The organism is Rhizobium sp. S152 (genome assembly GCF_030380735.1).
Taxonomy (GTDB): domain Bacteria; phylum Pseudomonadota; class Alphaproteobacteria; order Rhizobiales; family Rhizobiaceae; genus Rhizobium.
The window spans coordinates 189,870-206,113 of the sequence record NZ_JAUDRZ010000004.1; the positions used below are offsets into that span (position 1 = coordinate 189,870).

General features: G+C 63.4%; 9 protein-coding genes. All 9 read right to left on the reverse strand.

The features are described 5' to 3' along the window. Nucleotides 1–44: 44 nt before the first annotated feature. Nucleotides 45–2,006: a glycogen debranching protein GlgX gene (gene glgX, locus QTL95_RS07650; protein WP_289719386.1), complete on the reverse strand. Its 1,962-nt coding sequence runs from the start codon at nt 2,004–2,006 to the stop codon at nt 45–47. Nucleotides 2,007–2,215: 209 nt separating this feature from the next. Then, on the reverse strand, nt 2,216–3,847 hold the full coding sequence (locus QTL95_RS07655; protein ID WP_289719387.1) for an alpha-D-glucose phosphate-specific phosphoglucomutase: 1,632 nt from the start codon (nt 3,845–3,847) through the stop codon (nt 2,216–2,218). A 6-nt stretch (nt 3,848–3,853) separates the two neighbouring features. Continuing rightward, a complete protein-coding gene (glgA, locus tag QTL95_RS07660) occupies nt 3,854–5,296 on the reverse strand; it encodes a glycogen synthase GlgA (RefSeq protein WP_289719388.1) in 1,443 nt (480 codons plus the stop codon). A gap of 3 nt (nt 5,297–5,299) precedes the next feature. Beyond that, nucleotides 5,300–6,562: a glucose-1-phosphate adenylyltransferase gene (gene glgC / locus QTL95_RS07665; RefSeq protein ID WP_289719389.1), complete on the reverse strand. Its 1,263-nt coding sequence runs from the start codon at nt 6,560–6,562 to the stop codon at nt 5,300–5,302. 20 nt (nt 6,563–6,582) lie between these two features. After that, on the reverse strand, nt 6,583–8,790 hold the full coding sequence (gene glgB, locus QTL95_RS07670; protein WP_289719390.1) for a 1,4-alpha-glucan branching protein GlgB: 2,208 nt from the start codon (nt 8,788–8,790) through the stop codon (nt 6,583–6,585). Further along, nucleotides 8,787–11,249: a glycogen/starch/alpha-glucan phosphorylase gene (locus QTL95_RS07675; protein ID WP_289719391.1), complete on the reverse strand. Its 2,463-nt coding sequence runs from the start codon at nt 11,247–11,249 to the stop codon at nt 8,787–8,789. The genes glgB and QTL95_RS07675 overlap by 4 nt, the downstream gene beginning before the upstream one ends. 273 nt (nt 11,250–11,522) lie before the next feature. Next, nucleotides 11,523–12,752, reverse strand: a complete 1,230-nt coding sequence (locus tag QTL95_RS07680; RefSeq protein ID WP_289719392.1) for a pilus assembly protein — start codon at nt 12,750–12,752, stop codon at nt 11,523–11,525. A 172-nt stretch (nt 12,753–12,924) separates the two neighbouring features. Next, nucleotides 12,925–13,812, reverse strand: a complete 888-nt coding sequence (locus QTL95_RS07685) for a transglutaminase family protein (protein WP_289719393.1) — start codon at nt 13,810–13,812, stop codon at nt 12,925–12,927. Beyond that, nucleotides 13,809–16,229, reverse strand: coding sequence for a circularly permuted type 2 ATP-grasp protein (locus tag QTL95_RS07690; RefSeq protein ID WP_289719394.1), 2,421 nt, complete (start codon nt 16,227–16,229; stop codon nt 13,809–13,811). The genes QTL95_RS07685 and QTL95_RS07690 overlap by 4 nt, the downstream gene beginning before the upstream one ends. Nucleotides 16,230–16,244 lie beyond the last annotated feature (15 nt).

Sequence of the window (16,244 nt, forward strand, 5' to 3'; positions counted from 1 at the left end):
GTAATGGGCGATTGCGACAGTCATTTTTCGCAATGCACAAGAGGTCAATTCTCGATCAGAAAAACAACCGAGCGTGGAGCGATCTCGGTATTCAACAAAGGATTTCCAACGCCATCGGAGCTGAGTGTACGCCAGGATACGCCATCGCCTGATCGCAGGGCGAAAGCTTGCCGGTCGTGCGATCGGTTGAAGAGCACGGCGAGGCGGACGGGCTTGCCACTGTCGTTGTCCGATGTCGAAAGGATCATGCCCAGCGTTGAGAAATCGGGCGTTTCCCATTCCGATACGGTCATCTTCTCGCCCGAGGGCGATATCCATTCGACGTCGCCCTCTCCGGTGAAGAAGGAGAAGGTCCGGAAGACGCTGAAACGCTTGCGCAGCGACGAGACGAAGGCGGTGTGCGCGATCAGCGCATCGTCGAGCGAGGCCCAGTCGACCCAGGTGATCTCGTTGTCCTGGCAATAGGCGTTGTTGTTGCCGTGCTGGCTGCGGCCGCTTTCGTCGCCCGCCGTCAGCATTACCGTGCCTCGGGTTGCGAAGAGGGTGGAGATCAGCGCCTTCAGGTCGTCGCGGCGTCGCGCGATGATCGAGGGATCGTCGGTCTCGCCCTCGGCGCCATTGTTCCAGGAGTGATTCTCGTTGTGGCCGTCGCGGTTGTCCTCGCCGTTCGCCTCGTTGTGCTTGCCGCTGTAGGAGACGAGGTCGTTAAGCGTGAAGCCGTCATGAGCGGCGAGGAAGTTGACGCTGCGGGTAGCGGTGGCGCCGTTGCGTCCGAAAATGTCGGAGGAACCTGCCAAAGCCGAAGCCAGAGCGCCGGTCTTGTAGTGATCGCCGCGCCAGTAGCACCTAACGTCGTCGCGGACCCGGTCGTTCCATTCGAGGAAGGGGGCGGGGAAATTGCCGAGCTGGTAGCCACCGGGGCCGATGTCCCAGGGTTCGGCGATCATGACGCGGTCGGCGAGCACGTCGTCCTCAAGCATCGCCTTCAGCGTTTCGCTATGTGCCTCGAAGCCAGTGGCGGTGCGACCAATGATCGGCGCGAGGTCGAAGCGGAAACCGTCGATACCGGCATGGAGCACGAAATGGCGAAGCGTATCAATGATCAGTTGGCGGATATAAGGGTGGTCGCACGCGACCGTGTTGCCGGTGCCGGTGTCGTTGACGAGCGTGCCGGGTTGACCGGGGACATGGCGCAGCATGCTGAGATTATCGAGGCCGCGCATGGAGAGCGTCGGGCCGAAGCGGTCGCTCTCGCCGGTGTGGTTGAAGACGAGGTCGAGGATGACGCCGATGCCTTCCTCGTGCAGCTTGGCGACCGTGTCGCGCAGTTCGGCCACGCCGCCCGGAGCAAGGCGCGGGTCGAGCGCCATGAAGGCGATGGGGTTGTAGCCCCAGCCGTTGGCCAGGCCAAGCGGCGGCAGGTGACGTTCGTCGATCCAGGCGGTAATCGGCATCAGCTCGATGGCGTCAACGCCGATGCGCTTGAGGTGCGCGATGACCGAGGGGTGGGCGAGTGCCGCGATGGTGCCGCGCTGGGCTTTCGGCACATCCGGGTGCAGCATGGTGAAGGGGCGGACGGCGACCTCGTATATGAAGCCGCCGGGGCGGAAGATGGGGGGTGTGGGCTTGACGTTCACGTCGGGGGTGACGATCGCGCGGGGGACGAGGTGCTGGGTGTCGGCGCCGAATTTCGAGAGCAGCGGGTCGTAGCGTAAGGGGCGGTCGAGCTCTCTAGCGTAGGGATCGACCAGGAGTTTGGCGGGGTCGAACCAGAGGCCGTCATCGGGGGCGTAGGTGCCGTCGGCGCGGTAGCCGTAGCGGGCGCCAGGGGCGATGCCCTCGACGAACAGATGGTGGAGATCGTCTTCGCCTCGCGTCATCGGCAGGCGATCGGTTTCGCGGCCGGTGCTGTCGAAGAGGCAGAGGTGGAGCTTGGTGGCGTCGCGGGAGCGGACGACGAAGGTGGCGCCTGTGGCGGTGAGGGTTACGCCGGAAGAGAACGGCATGCGATGCTAGGTCCTTGTTCCGGGGGAATGTTTGATGTGGTTGACGGGGTGCCGTGTGGCCCCCTCATCCGACCCTTCGGGCCACCTTCTCCCCGTTGGGGAGAAGGGGAGGTTGGCGCGAGCGGCCCGCTCCGGGTCTCTTCTCCCCAACGGGGAGAAGGTGGCGGCAGCCGGATGAGGGGGCTGCACGCGCTGAGTTCTCAGAAACGTCAGGTAATCACCGACGGCTGATCGCGGCCGGTGCGCTTCTTGATCTCGGCGATCGCCTCTGCTGCGGCGATGAGGTCGGCCAGCGCTTCCTGGGTCTCGATATTGTGGCGGCTGGAATCGGGCTCGTAGCGCTCGATGTAGACGCGCAACGTGGCGCCGGAGGTGCCGGTGCCGGAGAGGCGGAAGACCACGCGGGAGCCGCCCTCGAACATGATGCGGATGCCCTGATGCTCGCTCACCGATTTGTCGACCGGATCGTGATAGGCGAAATCGTCTGCCTTCTCGACCTTGAGCGGGCCGAAGGTCTTGCCGGGCAGGCTCGGCAGCTGGGCGCGCAGGTTGTCGACCAGGCCGTTGGCGGCCTCGGTGTCGACGCCCTCGTAGTCGTGGCGCGAATAGTAGTTGCGGCCGTAGGTCTGCCAGTGCTGCGTGACGATTTCCTGGACGCTCTCGCCGCGCACGGCCAGGATGTTCAGCCACATCAGGACAGCCCAAAGGCCGTCCTTCTCGCGCACGTGGTTGGAGCCGGTGCCGGCACTCTCCTCGCCACAGATCGTCGCCATGTTCGCGTCGAGCAGGTTGCCGAAGAACTTCCAGCCGGTGGGGGTCTCGTACATGCCGATGCCGCGCTTCTCGGCGACGCGGTCGGCCGCTCCCGAGGTCGGCATCGAGCGGGCGATGCCGGTCAGGCCGCCGGAATAGCCGGGTGCGAGATTGGCATTGGCGGCGATGATCGCCAGACTGTCTGACGGCGTCACGAAGATGCCGCGGCCGATGATCAGGTTGCGGTCGCCGTCCCCATCGGATGCCGCGCCGAAATCAGGGGCGTCGTCGCCCATCATCTCGTCGTAGAGTTCCTTGCAGTGAACCGGGTTCGGATCGGGGTGATGGCCGCCGAAATCGGGCAGCGGCATGAAGTTGCGGACCGAGCCCGAGGGGGCGCCGAGGCGGTTCTCGAAGATTTCCTTGGCATAGGGGCCGGTTACCGCGCTCATCGCATCGAAAGCGATACGGAAGCCGAGGCTGATCAGGTTGCGGATGGCGCCGAAGTCGAACAGCTCTTCCATCAGCGCCGTGTAGTCCTCGACGGAATCCAGAACCGCAAGCATCATGCCGCCGGGCAGTTCGTCCTTGCCGATACGGTCGAGATTGACGTCGGGGAAATCGGCGATCTTGTAGGTGTCGATCACCTTGGTGCGCGCATAGATCGCGTCGGTGATCTTTTCAGGCGCCGGGCCGCCGTTGCCGATGTTGTATTTGATGCCGAAGTCTTCGGTCGGGCCGCCGGGATTATGGCTGGCGGAGAGAATGATGCCGCCGAAGGCCTTGTACTTGCGGATGACGTGCGATGCGGCCGGGGTGGACAGGATGCCGCCCTTGCCGACAATGACCTTGCCGAAGCCATTGGCTGCGGCCATCTTGATCGCCTTCTGGATGACTTCCTTGTTGTAGTAGCGTCCGTCGCCGCCGATGACGAGGGTCTTGCCCTGGAACCCTTCCAGCGAATCGAAGATCGACTGGATGAAATTCTCCGCATAGTTCGGCTGCTGGAATACCGGGACCTTCTTTCTGAGACCCGAGGTGCCGGGTTTCTGATCCTGGTAAGGCGTGGTGGATACGGACTTGGTCATGTTCTGTCACTTGCCTTTCGGGGCGAGGCTTGAATAGAGGGCAGCATAGCGCTCGGCGCTTTTCTCCCACGAAACATCCGATTTCATGCCCTGCTTTTGCAATTGGGTCCAGACTTTTTGATCGGTGTAGAGATGTAGCGCACGGCGGATCGCGTGCAACAGGCCGGATTTGGTTACAGGCGAGAATTGTATCCCGGTTGCCACCTTGGCCGCAAGTGCGGCGTGGTTGGCGTCGATGACCGTGTCGTTCAGGCCGCCGGTGCGCGCGACGATCGGAATGCAGCCGTAGCGCAGGCCGTAAAGCTGCGTCAGGCCGCAGGGCTCGAAACGGGAGGGAATGACGATGGCGTCGCAGCCGGCCTGCATGAGGTGGGACATCGGCTCGTTGTAGCCGATCGATACGCCGATGCGGCCGGGATGGCGGGCGGCAGCGGCCAGGAGCGATCCCTCGAGCGCGGCATCGCCGGAACCGAGGATCGCAAGCTTGGCGCCCATCTCGACGATCTCGTCGGCGGAGGCGGCGATCAGGTCCATGCCCTTCTGCCAGGTCAGGCGGCTGATAATGCAGAGGATCGGCGCGCTGTCATGATGCAGGCCGAAGAAATCGGCGATCGAGGCGCGGTTTTCGGCGCGGTTCTTCAGCGAGGTCGCGGTGTAGTGGGTATGGACGACGGGATCAGTCGCCGGGTTCCAGATGTCCGCGTCGATGCCATTGACGATGCCGTGCAGGGAATCGATGCGGCTGGCGATGACGCCCTCCAGACCCATGCCGAACTCGGCTTCGAGGATTTCCTGCGCGTAAGAGGGGCTAACGGTCGTCACCGCATGAGCGGTCTTCAGGCCGCCCTTCAGGAAGCCGATATTGTTGTAATATTCGATGCTCTCGGTGGAGTAGGCGTGCGGTGGCAGGCGCAGGCCGGGCAGGATCTCGGCGCCGAACTGGCCCTGGAAGGCGATGTTGTGCACGGTGAGCACGCTCGGCACTTCCGGCGTCGGGTAGTAGCGCATGTAGACGGAGGTCATCGCCGCCTGCCAGTCATGCGTATGCACGATATCGGGGCGCCAGCCGGGCATCAGGCCCGCGGCGATCTCCGCACCCGCAAGCGAGAGTGCGGCGAAGCGGCGCCAGTTGTCGGGGTAATCCTTGCCGGTCTGGTCTAGATAGGGGCCGCCCGGGCGATCGTAATAGCCGGGGGCGTCGAGCACGAGGATATCGAGACCCTCGTGGTGCACTTCCAGCACCGTCGCCGGTTCTCCCAGGAGATCATCGAACCGCAGCCTGACGACGGGATCGCGAATGACCTTCATGACGGCGGGATAGCCGGGCATGAGGGTCTTCGTTTCGACGCCGAACCGCTTGAGCGCGATGGGCAGGGCGCCCGCCACGTCGGCGAGGCCCCCTGTCTTGATCAATGGGAAGACTTCGGACGAAACCGAAAGAACTTTCATCGTTTACATATCCAGCTTGTCGATCATCGGCTGCGTGATGAGGCAAATCCCGCCCTCGGAGCGGCGGAAGCGCTTGGCATCGAGTGTGGGATCCTCGCCGACGATCAACCCTTCCGGAATGATGACGCCATGGTCGATCACCACATTGCTCAACTGGGCGTGACGGCCGATCTTGACGCTCGGCAGAACCACAGCGCTTTCCAGCCTGGAGTAGGAGTTGGCGCGGACACCGGTGAACAAAAGGCTGTTGTTCAGCGTCGCGCCCGAGATGATGCAATCGCCTGCGACGACCGAGGACGTAGCCGAACCGCGACGGTCGTCGTCGTCATGGACGAACTTCGCCGGGGGAGAGATTTCCGCGTAGGTCCAGATCGGCCAGGACTTGTCGTAGATGTCGAGCTCGGGGACGATTGCCGTCAAGTCGATGTTGGCCTGCCAGTAGGCATCGATGGTTCCGACATCGCGCCAGTAGGGCTCGTGCTCGAAATCGGAGCGGACGCAGGAATTGGCGAAGCGGTGGGCGACCGCTTTTCCGTTCTTGACGATGTAAGGGATAATGTCCTTGCCGAAGTCGCGGCTGGAATTCGGGTCGGCCGCATCGCGGCGCAGTTCCTCGATCAGGAACTTGGTGTGGAAGACGTAGATGCCCATCGAGGCGAAGGCGCTTTCCGGCTTGCCAGGAATGGCCGGCGGATCGGCGGGCTTTTCGACGAAATCGATGATGCGGTCGTTCTCTTCGACGTGCACCACGCCGAAGCCTGTCGCTTCCATGCGCGGCACTTCGAGGCAGCCGATGGTGACGTCGGCGCCGGAATCCACATGCTGCTGCAGCATGTACTCGTAGTCCATCTTGTAGACGTGGTCGCCGGCCAGGATGACCATGTATTCGACGCCGTAGTCCTGGATGATGTCGATGTTCTGGAACACCGCGTCGGCGGTGCCCTCATACCACTGCGTTTCCGACACGCGCTGCGAGGCCGGCAGGATGTCGAAGCTCTCGTTTCGCTCGGGGCGGAAGAAGTTCCAGCCGCGCTGCATGTGGCGGATCAGCGAGTGCGCTTTGTACTGCGTCGCGACGCCGATGCGGCGGATGCCTGAGTTGAGCGCGTTGGACAGCGCGAAGTCGATGATGCGCGACTTGCCGCCGAAATAGACCGCTGGCTTGGCGCGGCGGTCGGTGAGTTCCTTCAGGCGGCTTCCCCGGCCGCCGGCGAGAACATAGGCCATTGCATCGCGGGCAAGTGGCTGAATGCGTTTTTCTACCATTGTTATCCTCCCACCAGTCTTCAGTTCTCGGGTTCAAGCATGATCGTCGCCAGCGGCGGCAAGGTGATCGAGGCAAGAATGGTGCCTCCGGCGTTGACCGCCTGCACGCGTCCGCCGTTGCCCTTGCCGCTGCCGCCGTAGATGTCGGCATCGGTATTCAAGACTTCGCGCCAGCGCCCCTCCGAAGGCAAGGGCACGGCATAATTCTCGCGGTATACAGGCGTGAGGTTCGATATCACCGCCACCGGCTTCTCGCCCGGCGCCTTGCGCAGCCAGGCGAAGACCGAATTTTCGTGGTCGTCGGCAATCAGCCATTCGAAGCCGTCGCCCTCGCAGTCTCGCGCGTGCAGCGCCGGCTTGCTGCGATAGGTGAAGTTCAGATCGCGCACGAGACGTCGCATGCCCTCGTGCATGCGGTATTGCAACAGGTTCCAGTCGAGCTGGCCGGCCTCGTTCCATTCGCTCCACTGAGCGAACTCCTGGCCCATGAACAGGAGCTTCTTGCCCGGATAGCCCCACATGTAGGCGAAGTAGGCGCGCAGGTTGGCGAATTTCTGCCAGTCGTCACCAGGCATCTTGGCGATCAGCGAGCCCTTGCCGTGCACCACCTCATCGTGGGAGAGCGGCAGAACGAAGTTTTCCGAATAGGCGTAGAGCAGGCCGAAGGTCAGCTCGTTGTGGTGGTGCTTGCGATGAACGGGCTCGCGGCTCATGTAGCTCAGCGTGTCGTGCATGAAGCCCATGTTCCACTTGAAGCCGAAGCCGAGGCCGCCTTCGTGCACCGGCTGCGACACCTTCGGCCAGGAGGTCGATTCCTCGGCGATGGTCATGACGCCCTGATGCTCGGCATAGATGCGGGTGTTCATGTTCTGCAGGAAGCGCACGGCCTCCAGGTTCTCGTTGCCGCCGTATTCGTTGGGAATCCACTCGCCGTGCTTGCGGGAATAGTCGAGGTAGAGCATCGAGGCGACGGCGTCGACGCGCAGGCCGTCGAGATGGAACTTCTCGGCCCAGTAGAGCGCGTTGTTGACGAGATAGGACACGACTTCCGTGCGGCCGAAATTGTAGATCGCGGTATTCCAGTCGGGGTGGAAGCCCTTGCGCGGATCCTCATGCTCGTAAAGTGCTGTGCCGTCAAACCAGCCCAGCCCGTATTCGTCGGTCGGGAAATGCGCCGGCACCCAGTCGAGAATGACGCCGATGCCGACCTTGTGGCAGCCGTTGACGAAGCGGGCAAAGCCTTCCGGCTCGCCGAAGCGGGCGGTCGGCGAATAGAGGCCCGTCGTCTGGTAGCCCCAGGAAGGATCGTAGGGATGCTCGGTGATCGGCAGGAATTCGATATGGGTGAAGCCCATGTCGACGCAGTAGGGGATCAGCCGCGAGGCCATTTCGTCCCAGGAGAGGAACGAGCCGTCGTTGCGGCGTTGCCAGGAGCCGGCATGGACCTCGTAGATCGAGATCGGCTGCCGGCGCTTGTCGGTGGTGCGCCAGTGATCGAGGTGAGCCTCGTCGTCCCACTCCTGCAACAGTTCGGGGGTCGTGACGGAGGCGGTCTTCGGACGCAGTTCGCTGCGCCGCGCGAAGGGATCGGCTTTCAATGGCAGAAGCACGCCATTCTGGCCGCGGATCTCGAACTTGTAGGCGACGCCGGTCGGCACGTCGGGAGCGAAGATTTCCCAGATGCCGGCGCCGGCGCGCAGGCGCATGACGTGGCGGCGACCGTCCCAGTTGTTGAAATCGCCGACGACGGAGACGCGCTGCGCATTCGGCGCCCAGACGGCGAAGTGAATGCCCTGCGCGCCTTCATGCTTGATCCAGTGGGCGCCCATCTTGTCGAACAACCGCAGGTCCGAACCCTCGCGGGCATAGTAATCGTCCATCGGCCCGAGGACCGGACCGAAGCTGTAGGGGTCCGTGACGGCCCATTCGGCATCGCCGCGGCGGGCGCGGTAGCGCACCGGCTGCTGCTTCGTCAGCGACACCGTGCCGGCGAAGAAGCCATCGGGATTCTGTAGCACGAGTTCGCCGACGACATTGCCGTCGAGCGACATGGCCGTCACTTCCTCGGCGCCGGGAATGAAGCAGCGGGCGACATAGTGCTCGCCCGATTTATGCACGCCGAGAACGGCGAAGGGATTGAAATGCGAGCCGGCAAGGATCGCCGCTATCTCGTCAGCGGCAATTTCCCAGGGACGTTTGACTTCAGGGCCGGCCTTCGGCGTCTTCATCCCGCTCTCCAGATTTCCTTGGCATATTGCCGGATCGTCCGGTCGGACGAGAACCAGCCCATCCGCGCCGTGTTGAGGATCGCCTTCGTCTGCCATGCCGGGACATCCGTCCATAGCTGGTCGATCTCGCGCTGCGCCTGGGCATAGGCGTCGAAATCGGCGGCGACCATGAACCAGTCATGGGCATAAATGCCGTCGATGAGGGCGGTGTACCGGTTCCGGTCGTCGGGAGAGAATACGCCGGAACTGATGGCGGAGAGCGCCTGAGACAGCTCGCGCGAGCCTTCGATGACGGCGCGCGGATTGTGGCCTTCGGCGCGCAGGTTGGCGACCTCGTCGGCGCGCAGGCCGAAGATCTTGATGTTGTCCTCGCCGACATTGTCGCGCATTTCGACGTTGGCGCCATCGAGCGTGCCGATGGTGAGCGCGCCGTTCAGGCCGAACTTCATGTTGCCGGTGCCGGACGCTTCCATGCCGGCGGTCGAAATCTGCTCGGAGAGATCGGCGGCGGGCACCATGACCTCGGCGAGCGTGACGTTGTAGTTCGGCACGAAGACGACCTTGAGCAGGCCGCGCACGGCCGGGTCGTTGTTGATGGTGCGGGCGACGTCGTTGATCAGCTTGATGATCAGCTTGGCGTTGTGATAGCTCGGCGCCGCCTTGCCGGCGAAGAGTTTTACACGCGGTACCCAATCCAGCTCGGGGTGCGAGCGGATCTGGTCGTAGAGGGCAACCGCCTCGACGATGTTCAGGAGCTGGCGCTTGTATTCGTGAATGCGCTTGATCTGGATGTCGAACATCGCCGACGGGTCGATCTTCACGCCCATGCGCGATGCAACCAGATTGGCGAGCGCCACCTTGTTGGCGCGCTTGACGGCGGCGAACTTCTCCTGGAAGGCGCTGTCGCCGGCGAAATTCTCCAGCGGCCGCAGCTTTTCGGCGTCATCGAGAAAATCGTCGCCGATGGTCTCGCGGATCAGCGAGGTCAGGCCCGGATTGCACTGCTGCAGCCAGCGGCGCGGGGTGATGCCGTTGGTCTTGTTGTTGATGCGGTCGGGATAGAGCTTGTGCAGGTCGGCGAAGACCGTGATCTTCATGAGATCCGTATGCAGCGCCGAAACGCCGTTGATCGAGTGCGAGCCGACGAAGGCCAGGTTGCCCATGCGCACGCGGCGCTCGCCGCTTTCCTCGATCAGCGAGATCGAGCGGATCTCCGTGTCGGAGAAGTTCTTGGTCTTGCGCGCTTCGAGCAGCACCTTGGCGTTGATCGCGTAGATGATCTGCATGTGGCGCGGCAGCAGGCGCTCGAATAGCGGGATCGGCCAGCTTTCCAGCGCTTCGGGCAGCAGCGTGTGGTTGGTGTAGGAGATGGTGCCGCGGGTGATATCCCAGGCCTGGTCGAACTCCAGGCCGTGCACGTCGCAGAGCAGGCGCATCAGTTCGGCAACGGAAACGGCGGGATGCGTGTCGTTCAGCTGGATCGCCACCTTGTCGGGCAGCGAGGTGAAATCGTCGTATTGCTGCAGGTGACGGCGCAGGATGTCCTGAAGCGATGCCGAGGAGAAGAAGAACTCCTGGCGCAGGCGCAGCTCCTGGCCGGCGGGCGTGGCGTCGGCCGGATAGAGAACGCGGGTCAGGCTCTCGGCCTTGTTGCTCTCGCGCAGCGCGCCGATATGGTCGCCGGCGTTGAAGGCGTCGAGCAGGATCGGGTCGATCGGCTGGGCCGACCAGAGGCGCAGCGTGTTGACGCGCTTGCCGCGCCAGCCAACGACCGGGGTATCGAAGGCGGCGGCGATGACGCGCTCGGCCGGCTTCCAGACATAGCGTGGCTCGCCATCGGCACTGTTGGCGACGTCGACGGTGCCGCCGAAGCCGATCTCATAGGCACTTTCGCGGCGCTCGAACTCCCAGGGGTTGCCATGCGCGAGCCAGCTTTCCGGCAGCTCCACCTGCCAGCCATCGGCCAGCTGCTGGCGGAAGAGGCCGTGGACGTAGCGGATGCCGTAGCCATAGGCGGGGACATCGACGGTCGCCATGCTCTCCATGAAACAGGCGGCGAGACGGCCGAGACCGCCATTGCCGAGTGCCGCATCGGGCTCGAGGCCGGCGATGACCGATACATCGACGCCGAGCGAAGCGAGCGCATCGCGAACCTGCTCCATGAGCCCGAGGTTCGAGACGGCATCGCGCATCAGGCGGCCGATGAGGAATTCCAGAGACAGATAATAGACGCGCTTGTCGCCGGTCGCGTAGACCTTGCGGGTGCTTTCCATCCACTTGTCGATAATGCGGTCACGGATGACGAGGATGGTAGCGGTCAGCCAGTCGTGGGGCTTGGCGACCTTGGCATCCTTGCCGATGCGGTAGGTCAGGCGCTCGATGATCTCTTCTGCGAGGATCTCCGGCTTCGAGCTGCGCGGGGCGGGGGAGGGGATGGTGGGCTTCGCAATGGTTGTCATCGTCAGTCCTCGCCAGTTCTGATTGGTTTTCAGTATGTTACGCGTGATTTAATCGATTTGCTAACGCACTAAAGATGCAGTTTATGCACCGTTACTACGCAGTTGCAACAAACGATTTACGCAAACGAAATTTTTGACGATGCCGTCGCTTCGGCGGTGGAAAGGACTTGATTTCAATCGATTTTCCGAATCTGATACTCCGGATTGAACGCAAACGAAAAGCCGCTCCGGTTTGTTCCGGAGCGGCTTTTTATTTGTTGCGGGTGGTGAGGCTTACTGGGTCAGCAGCGTCTTGTCGGAAGCCGCATCCTGGCCGATCTTCTGGAAGGCCGAGACGAGATCGGTCATGCTTTCGGCCTGGAAGTAGTAGCTCGCGCTGCTTGCGCAACTCCTGAGCAGTGCCTGTCCGCGGCCACCGGCGGGGGCCATGAAGGCGACCGAGTAGATCTTGATGTTGTCGGTATCCTTAGCCGCCGTGCATTCGTCCAGCGTCTTGGTGTCGGAGCTGGTGGCGTTGTTGTTGCCGTCGGTCATGAAGACGATGTACTTCGTGAGCTTGGTGTTGCCGGCCGCCGCCTGTACCTTCGCTTCCGAACCCGATGGGCTGTCAAGCAGGCCGGTATGGGCCTGTTTCATCGGAGCGTAGGATTCCGTACCGTTGCCGCCCGCCAGCTGGCTGACAAGCGTGCGCGTGTTAGTGGTGCCCCATGCAAAGGCGCTGGAGTTGCGGACAATGTTGTTCCAGCCAATGGCGTTGGTGCGGCTGTATTTGGCGGGTTTCGAAGGATCAGCCTTGTCCAGTTCGTCCAGCAGCAGATTGGCGGCCGTCTTCAGCGCGTCGATCTTCTTGATGTAGCATGGGCTGAATTCGGTGGTTGTCTTGCCGCCGCTTTTTTCGGTGATCTGCGAGCCGGACTCGTCATACCTGACGCACTTCGTCTTCGTCTTATCGAGCGTAGAGGTGTCCGCGAGCATCGAGCCGGATTGGTCGAGGACAAGCGTCATCGACACGGCACTGCGCTGCTCGCTGATACCGCTGGTGGACGTGCTGTTGCTGGCGATCGAAACGCTGTTCTGGCCAAACACCTTCATGAACGGCGTAAGGTTCATGTTGTAGGCGGCGTTGACCTTCACCTTGTAGCTCTTGCTCGTCGCCGTGGTCGTGGTGGTGATATCGACCGTCGTTCCGTTTTTCAGAGCCGTTGCATCGGTACTGCCCACGTAATTGGCCATCTGGCCGGCGATGAAGTCCTTCGCCAGAGCCTGCGCCTGGGCGTCGGTCGTCACCTTGCCGTTGGACAGCGCCGTCGCAGCCGCGAGCGCGGCAGAGTCCGACGCTTCCTGAAGCTGGCGCTGCTGCAGCACCATGTTGGAAAAGTCGATGGCGACGCCGGCGCTGCCGATGAGCACCGGGATGATGATCGCGGTCATCATTCCGAAATTGCCGTCAGTATTCTTTCGCAGCCGGGCTACGCTCGACTTCAGCCAATGAAGGGTGCTCATCATGTTCACCGTGTTAGTGCCCCAATACTGACGATATTCATGCGCCACGAGTATTGAGCTCGGCTTTACCGGATCGTTAAAATTCGAGGGAGTTGTTGCTTTTCCGGGCGTATTTATCGCGCAATACGCGAACTGGGTGCATATTGCGCGTTCGTGCAACCGAGGGGCTGCCTTATTTCAGCGGAATGACATCCACGGCCTGGACCGTCTGCTGGCTGCCGTAGCTTTTCAGCACGCCGATGACAGGGGCGACATCGTCATAGTCGCGGCCATAGGCGACGACGATGTGGTCGGTGCCGGCGGGGATGTTGTTGGTCGGGTCGAGCTCGACCCAGCCGCTCATCTCGCCGCACCAGACACGGACCCATGCGTGCATGGCATCGGCGCCTTCCAGCCGTTCCTTGCCTGCAGGCGGGATGGTGCGCAGGAAGCCGGAGACGTAGCCGGCGGGAATGCCGAGGCTGCGTAGCGCCAGAATCATCACATGCGCGAAATCCTGGCAGACGCCGCGCTTCAGCCGGAAGGCCTCGGCCGGCGTGGTGTCGACCGTGGTCGCCTCTCCGTCGTAAGTAAAGTCCTTGTGGATGCGGGCGCAAAGCGCGTTGGCGATCTGCAGGACGGTCAGATGCGGCAGGACGCTGTCGCGGGCGTATTCCGAAATGAGAGGCGTTTCGAAAAGGCGCGGGCTGTTGCCGAGGAAATGGTGCGGCGATTGCGGCTTCAGCGACCAGACGGCGGCGATTTCGTCGGGGAGGTGGGCCAGCACGGGCGAGAAGTCGGCAACGATCGAATGGCTTTCCACCTGCACGCGGGCCTGCATGCGGATGTCGAGCTTCTCGTGCGGCGCGCGCACCATGAAGGAGGTGGCGGGGTGCTCGAAGAAGTCGATGAAATGCGACTGCTCGTCCGGCGTCGGCGAGATTGTGATGGAGCCTGCCACCAGACGCTGCCGGTTGGGCAGCGACAGCGGCATCAGGCGCATGATGTGGCGCGCGCCCGAGGCCGGGATGTCGTAGATGTAGCCCATGTGCATGTTGAGGTCGTAGAGCACTTGGATCACCCGAGATAGGTCTGCGCGAGCAGATCGGAGAGGCTCTCCAGTTCGCGCTCGAGCCGCAGGTAGACTTCGCCGGTCATGGCTTCCGGCGTCATCACGGCAAGGCCGGAATGCAGCCGCATGGCTTCGCGGTAGAAGGACGACATCTGGCCGTTGACCAGCGCGTTCGGCAGCTGTTCGACCTCGCGGTGGATCTCGTTCATCTGGAACAGGATCGAGCGCGGGTTGAGCGGATCGAGCGCAAGCAGGTCGGTCACCGTCAGCGGGGCGGTGTTGACGTTGTAGCGGCGGCGATGGGTCATGACGCTGTCGCCGATCTCGAGCAGCATGTCGAGCGCGCCGTCGGGGGCGTCGGGGCCGGACATGTGGCCGAGCAGGCGCGTCATGTGCAAACCGCGCTCGATGTGGCGGCCGAGCGACAGGAAGCGCCAGCCGGTGAAGCGGTACATGTTTTCGTGCACCAGGCCGGCGAAGCCTGCGAGCTTGCGCAACAGGATGGTCATCGCGTGACTGGCGTCGTCGCCGGAGGAGACTGTGGCGTGGAAGCGGCGCGCGGTCTTGGCGAGATCGGTCAGCGCCAGCCAGCCGTCGGGCGAGAAGCGGTCTCGGATGTTGCTCGCCGAATAGACGGCGCTCTCGATGTTGCGCAGCAGTGTTTCCGGCACGGCGTCGGCGGTGTCGATATCGACGGCGGCGAGATAGGCGGAGACGTCGGCGAGAAGCGGCTGGCTTGGATCGGCGGCCTCGGCGAAGCGGGCGTGCCAGGCGCGCAGGATGCGCAGCGCCCCTTCGGCGCGCTCGATGTAGCGCCCGAGCCAGAAGAGGTTGTCGGCGGCGCGGCTCGGTAGGCTGCCCGGCATGTTGCGGGTAAAAGTGCTTTCGGCGGGCAGCAGTGTGTGGCGTTCTACCGGCTTGTCGGAGACGATCCAGACGTCGGCAGCCGCACCACCCGACTGCATGGCGATCGCCGCCACATCGTCGCCGGCGCCGATGCGGGCGAAGCCGCCGGGCATGATCTGCCAGCCATTCTTGGTGCGGGCGGCGAAGACGCGCAACGACATCGGCCGCGGCGTCAGCTTGCCGCCGATCCAGGCAGGCGTGGTCGACAGCGTCACGGTTTCCTGGCCCACCAGCTTCTGGCCATCGGTGTTCAGCCAGTCGCCGATGGAATCGCGGGCGGTGGCGCGCAGCGCCGAGCCGAGCACGGATTCGCCGTTGTCGTCGAAGAAGGGGGCGCGGGAATAGGCGGGGCCGATCACCATCTTCTCGATATTGGCCGCGACATGCTCGCGCTCGCCCTTCTGGCCGCACCACCAGGTGGCGATCGAGGGCAGCTTCAGCTCCTCGCCGAAGAGCTTGCGCGAGATGGTCGGCATGAAGGCCAAGAGCGCGCGGGTCTCGAGGATGCCTGATCCCAGCGCGTTGACGATGGTGACGTTTTCGGCGCGCAGCGCGTCGACGAGGCCCGGCGTGCCGATATGCGAGCTCTGGTTCAGCTCCAGCGGATCGGCGTACGCCGAATCGAGACGGCGCCAGAGCACGCTGATGGGCTTCAGGCCGGCGACGGTGCGGACCATGACCTTGCCGTTGAGCACGGCCAGATCCTCGCCCTCAAGCAGCATGAAGCCGAGATAGCGGGCGATATAGGCGTGCTCGTAATAGGTCTCGTTGGCGGGGCCGGGCGTAAGCACGGCGATGCGGTCGTCGCCGCTGTGCTTCATGCCCTGCAGCGCATCGCGAAACGCGCCGAAGAAGGAGGCAAGGCGGTGGACCGGGGTTTCGGCGTAGATATCGGAAAAGGCGCGGGTGGTCGCTACACGGTTTTCCAGCGCGAAGCCCGCGCCGGACGGTGCCTGCGTGCGGTCGGCCAGAACCCACCAGTTGCCATCGGGGCCGCGGCCGATCTCGAAGGCGCAGAAATGCAGGTAGTGGCCGCCAGCCGGGGTGACGCCGACCAGCGGGCGCTGGAATTCCGGATTGGCGGCGATCAGCGCGGGCGGCAGAATGCCCTCCTCGACAAGCCGGTTCTCGCCATAGATATCGGCAACGATCGCTTCCAGCAGGTCGGCGCGCTGTACGAGGCCAGCGGATAGCTCCTCCCATTCCCGCTCGTCGATGAGGACGGGGACGTGTGAGAGCGGCCAGGAGCGCTCGCCGCTGCCGCTGGTGCTGCCATAGGCGCGATAGAAGACGCCGGCGTCACGCAGATAGCGGTCGGCGCGGGCGAAGCGCTCGCTCAGGTCCTTTTCGGGCATGGTGGCGAGATGCGCCATGAAGCGCTGCCAGACGGGCCGGATGGCGCCATCGCGGTCGACCATCTCATCGGCGACGCCGGGCAGGGGCACATAGCCGCGCGTCGCGTCCTTGCCGGCGCGGCCGCTCGTCTCTGCCCTCAGCTCTCTTGCCGGTTTCTTGCCCATGAACCCCTGGTCTAA

What these genes read in the sequence shown, in the direction of transcription:
- glgX (WP_289719386.1), bottom strand. Translation starts at nt 2,006, where the DNA reads ATGCCGTTCTCTTCCGGCGTAACCCTCACCGCCACAGGCGCCACCTTC.
- QTL95_RS07655 (WP_289719387.1), bottom strand. Translation starts at nt 3,847, where the DNA reads ATGACCAAGTCCGTATCCACCACGCCTTACCAGGATCAGAAACCCGGC.
- glgA (WP_289719388.1), bottom strand. Translation starts at nt 5,296, where the DNA reads ATGAAAGTTCTTTCGGTTTCGTCCGAAGTCTTCCCATTGATCAAGACA.
- glgC (WP_289719389.1), bottom strand. Translation starts at nt 6,562, where the DNA reads ATGGTAGAAAAACGCATTCAGCCACTTGCCCGCGATGCAATGGCCTAT.
- glgB (WP_289719390.1), bottom strand. Translation starts at nt 8,790, where the DNA reads ATGAAGACGCCGAAGGCCGGCCCTGAAGTCAAACGTCCCTGGGAAATT.
- QTL95_RS07675 (WP_289719391.1), bottom strand. Translation starts at nt 11,249, where the DNA reads ATGACAACCATTGCGAAGCCCACCATCCCCTCCCCCGCCCCGCGCAGC.
- QTL95_RS07680 (WP_289719392.1), bottom strand. Translation starts at nt 12,752, where the DNA reads ATGAGCACCCTTCATTGGCTGAAGTCGAGCGTAGCCCGGCTGCGAAAG.
- QTL95_RS07690 (WP_289719394.1), bottom strand. Translation starts at nt 16,229, where the DNA reads ATGGGCAAGAAACCGGCAAGAGAGCTGAGGGCAGAGACGAGCGGCCGC.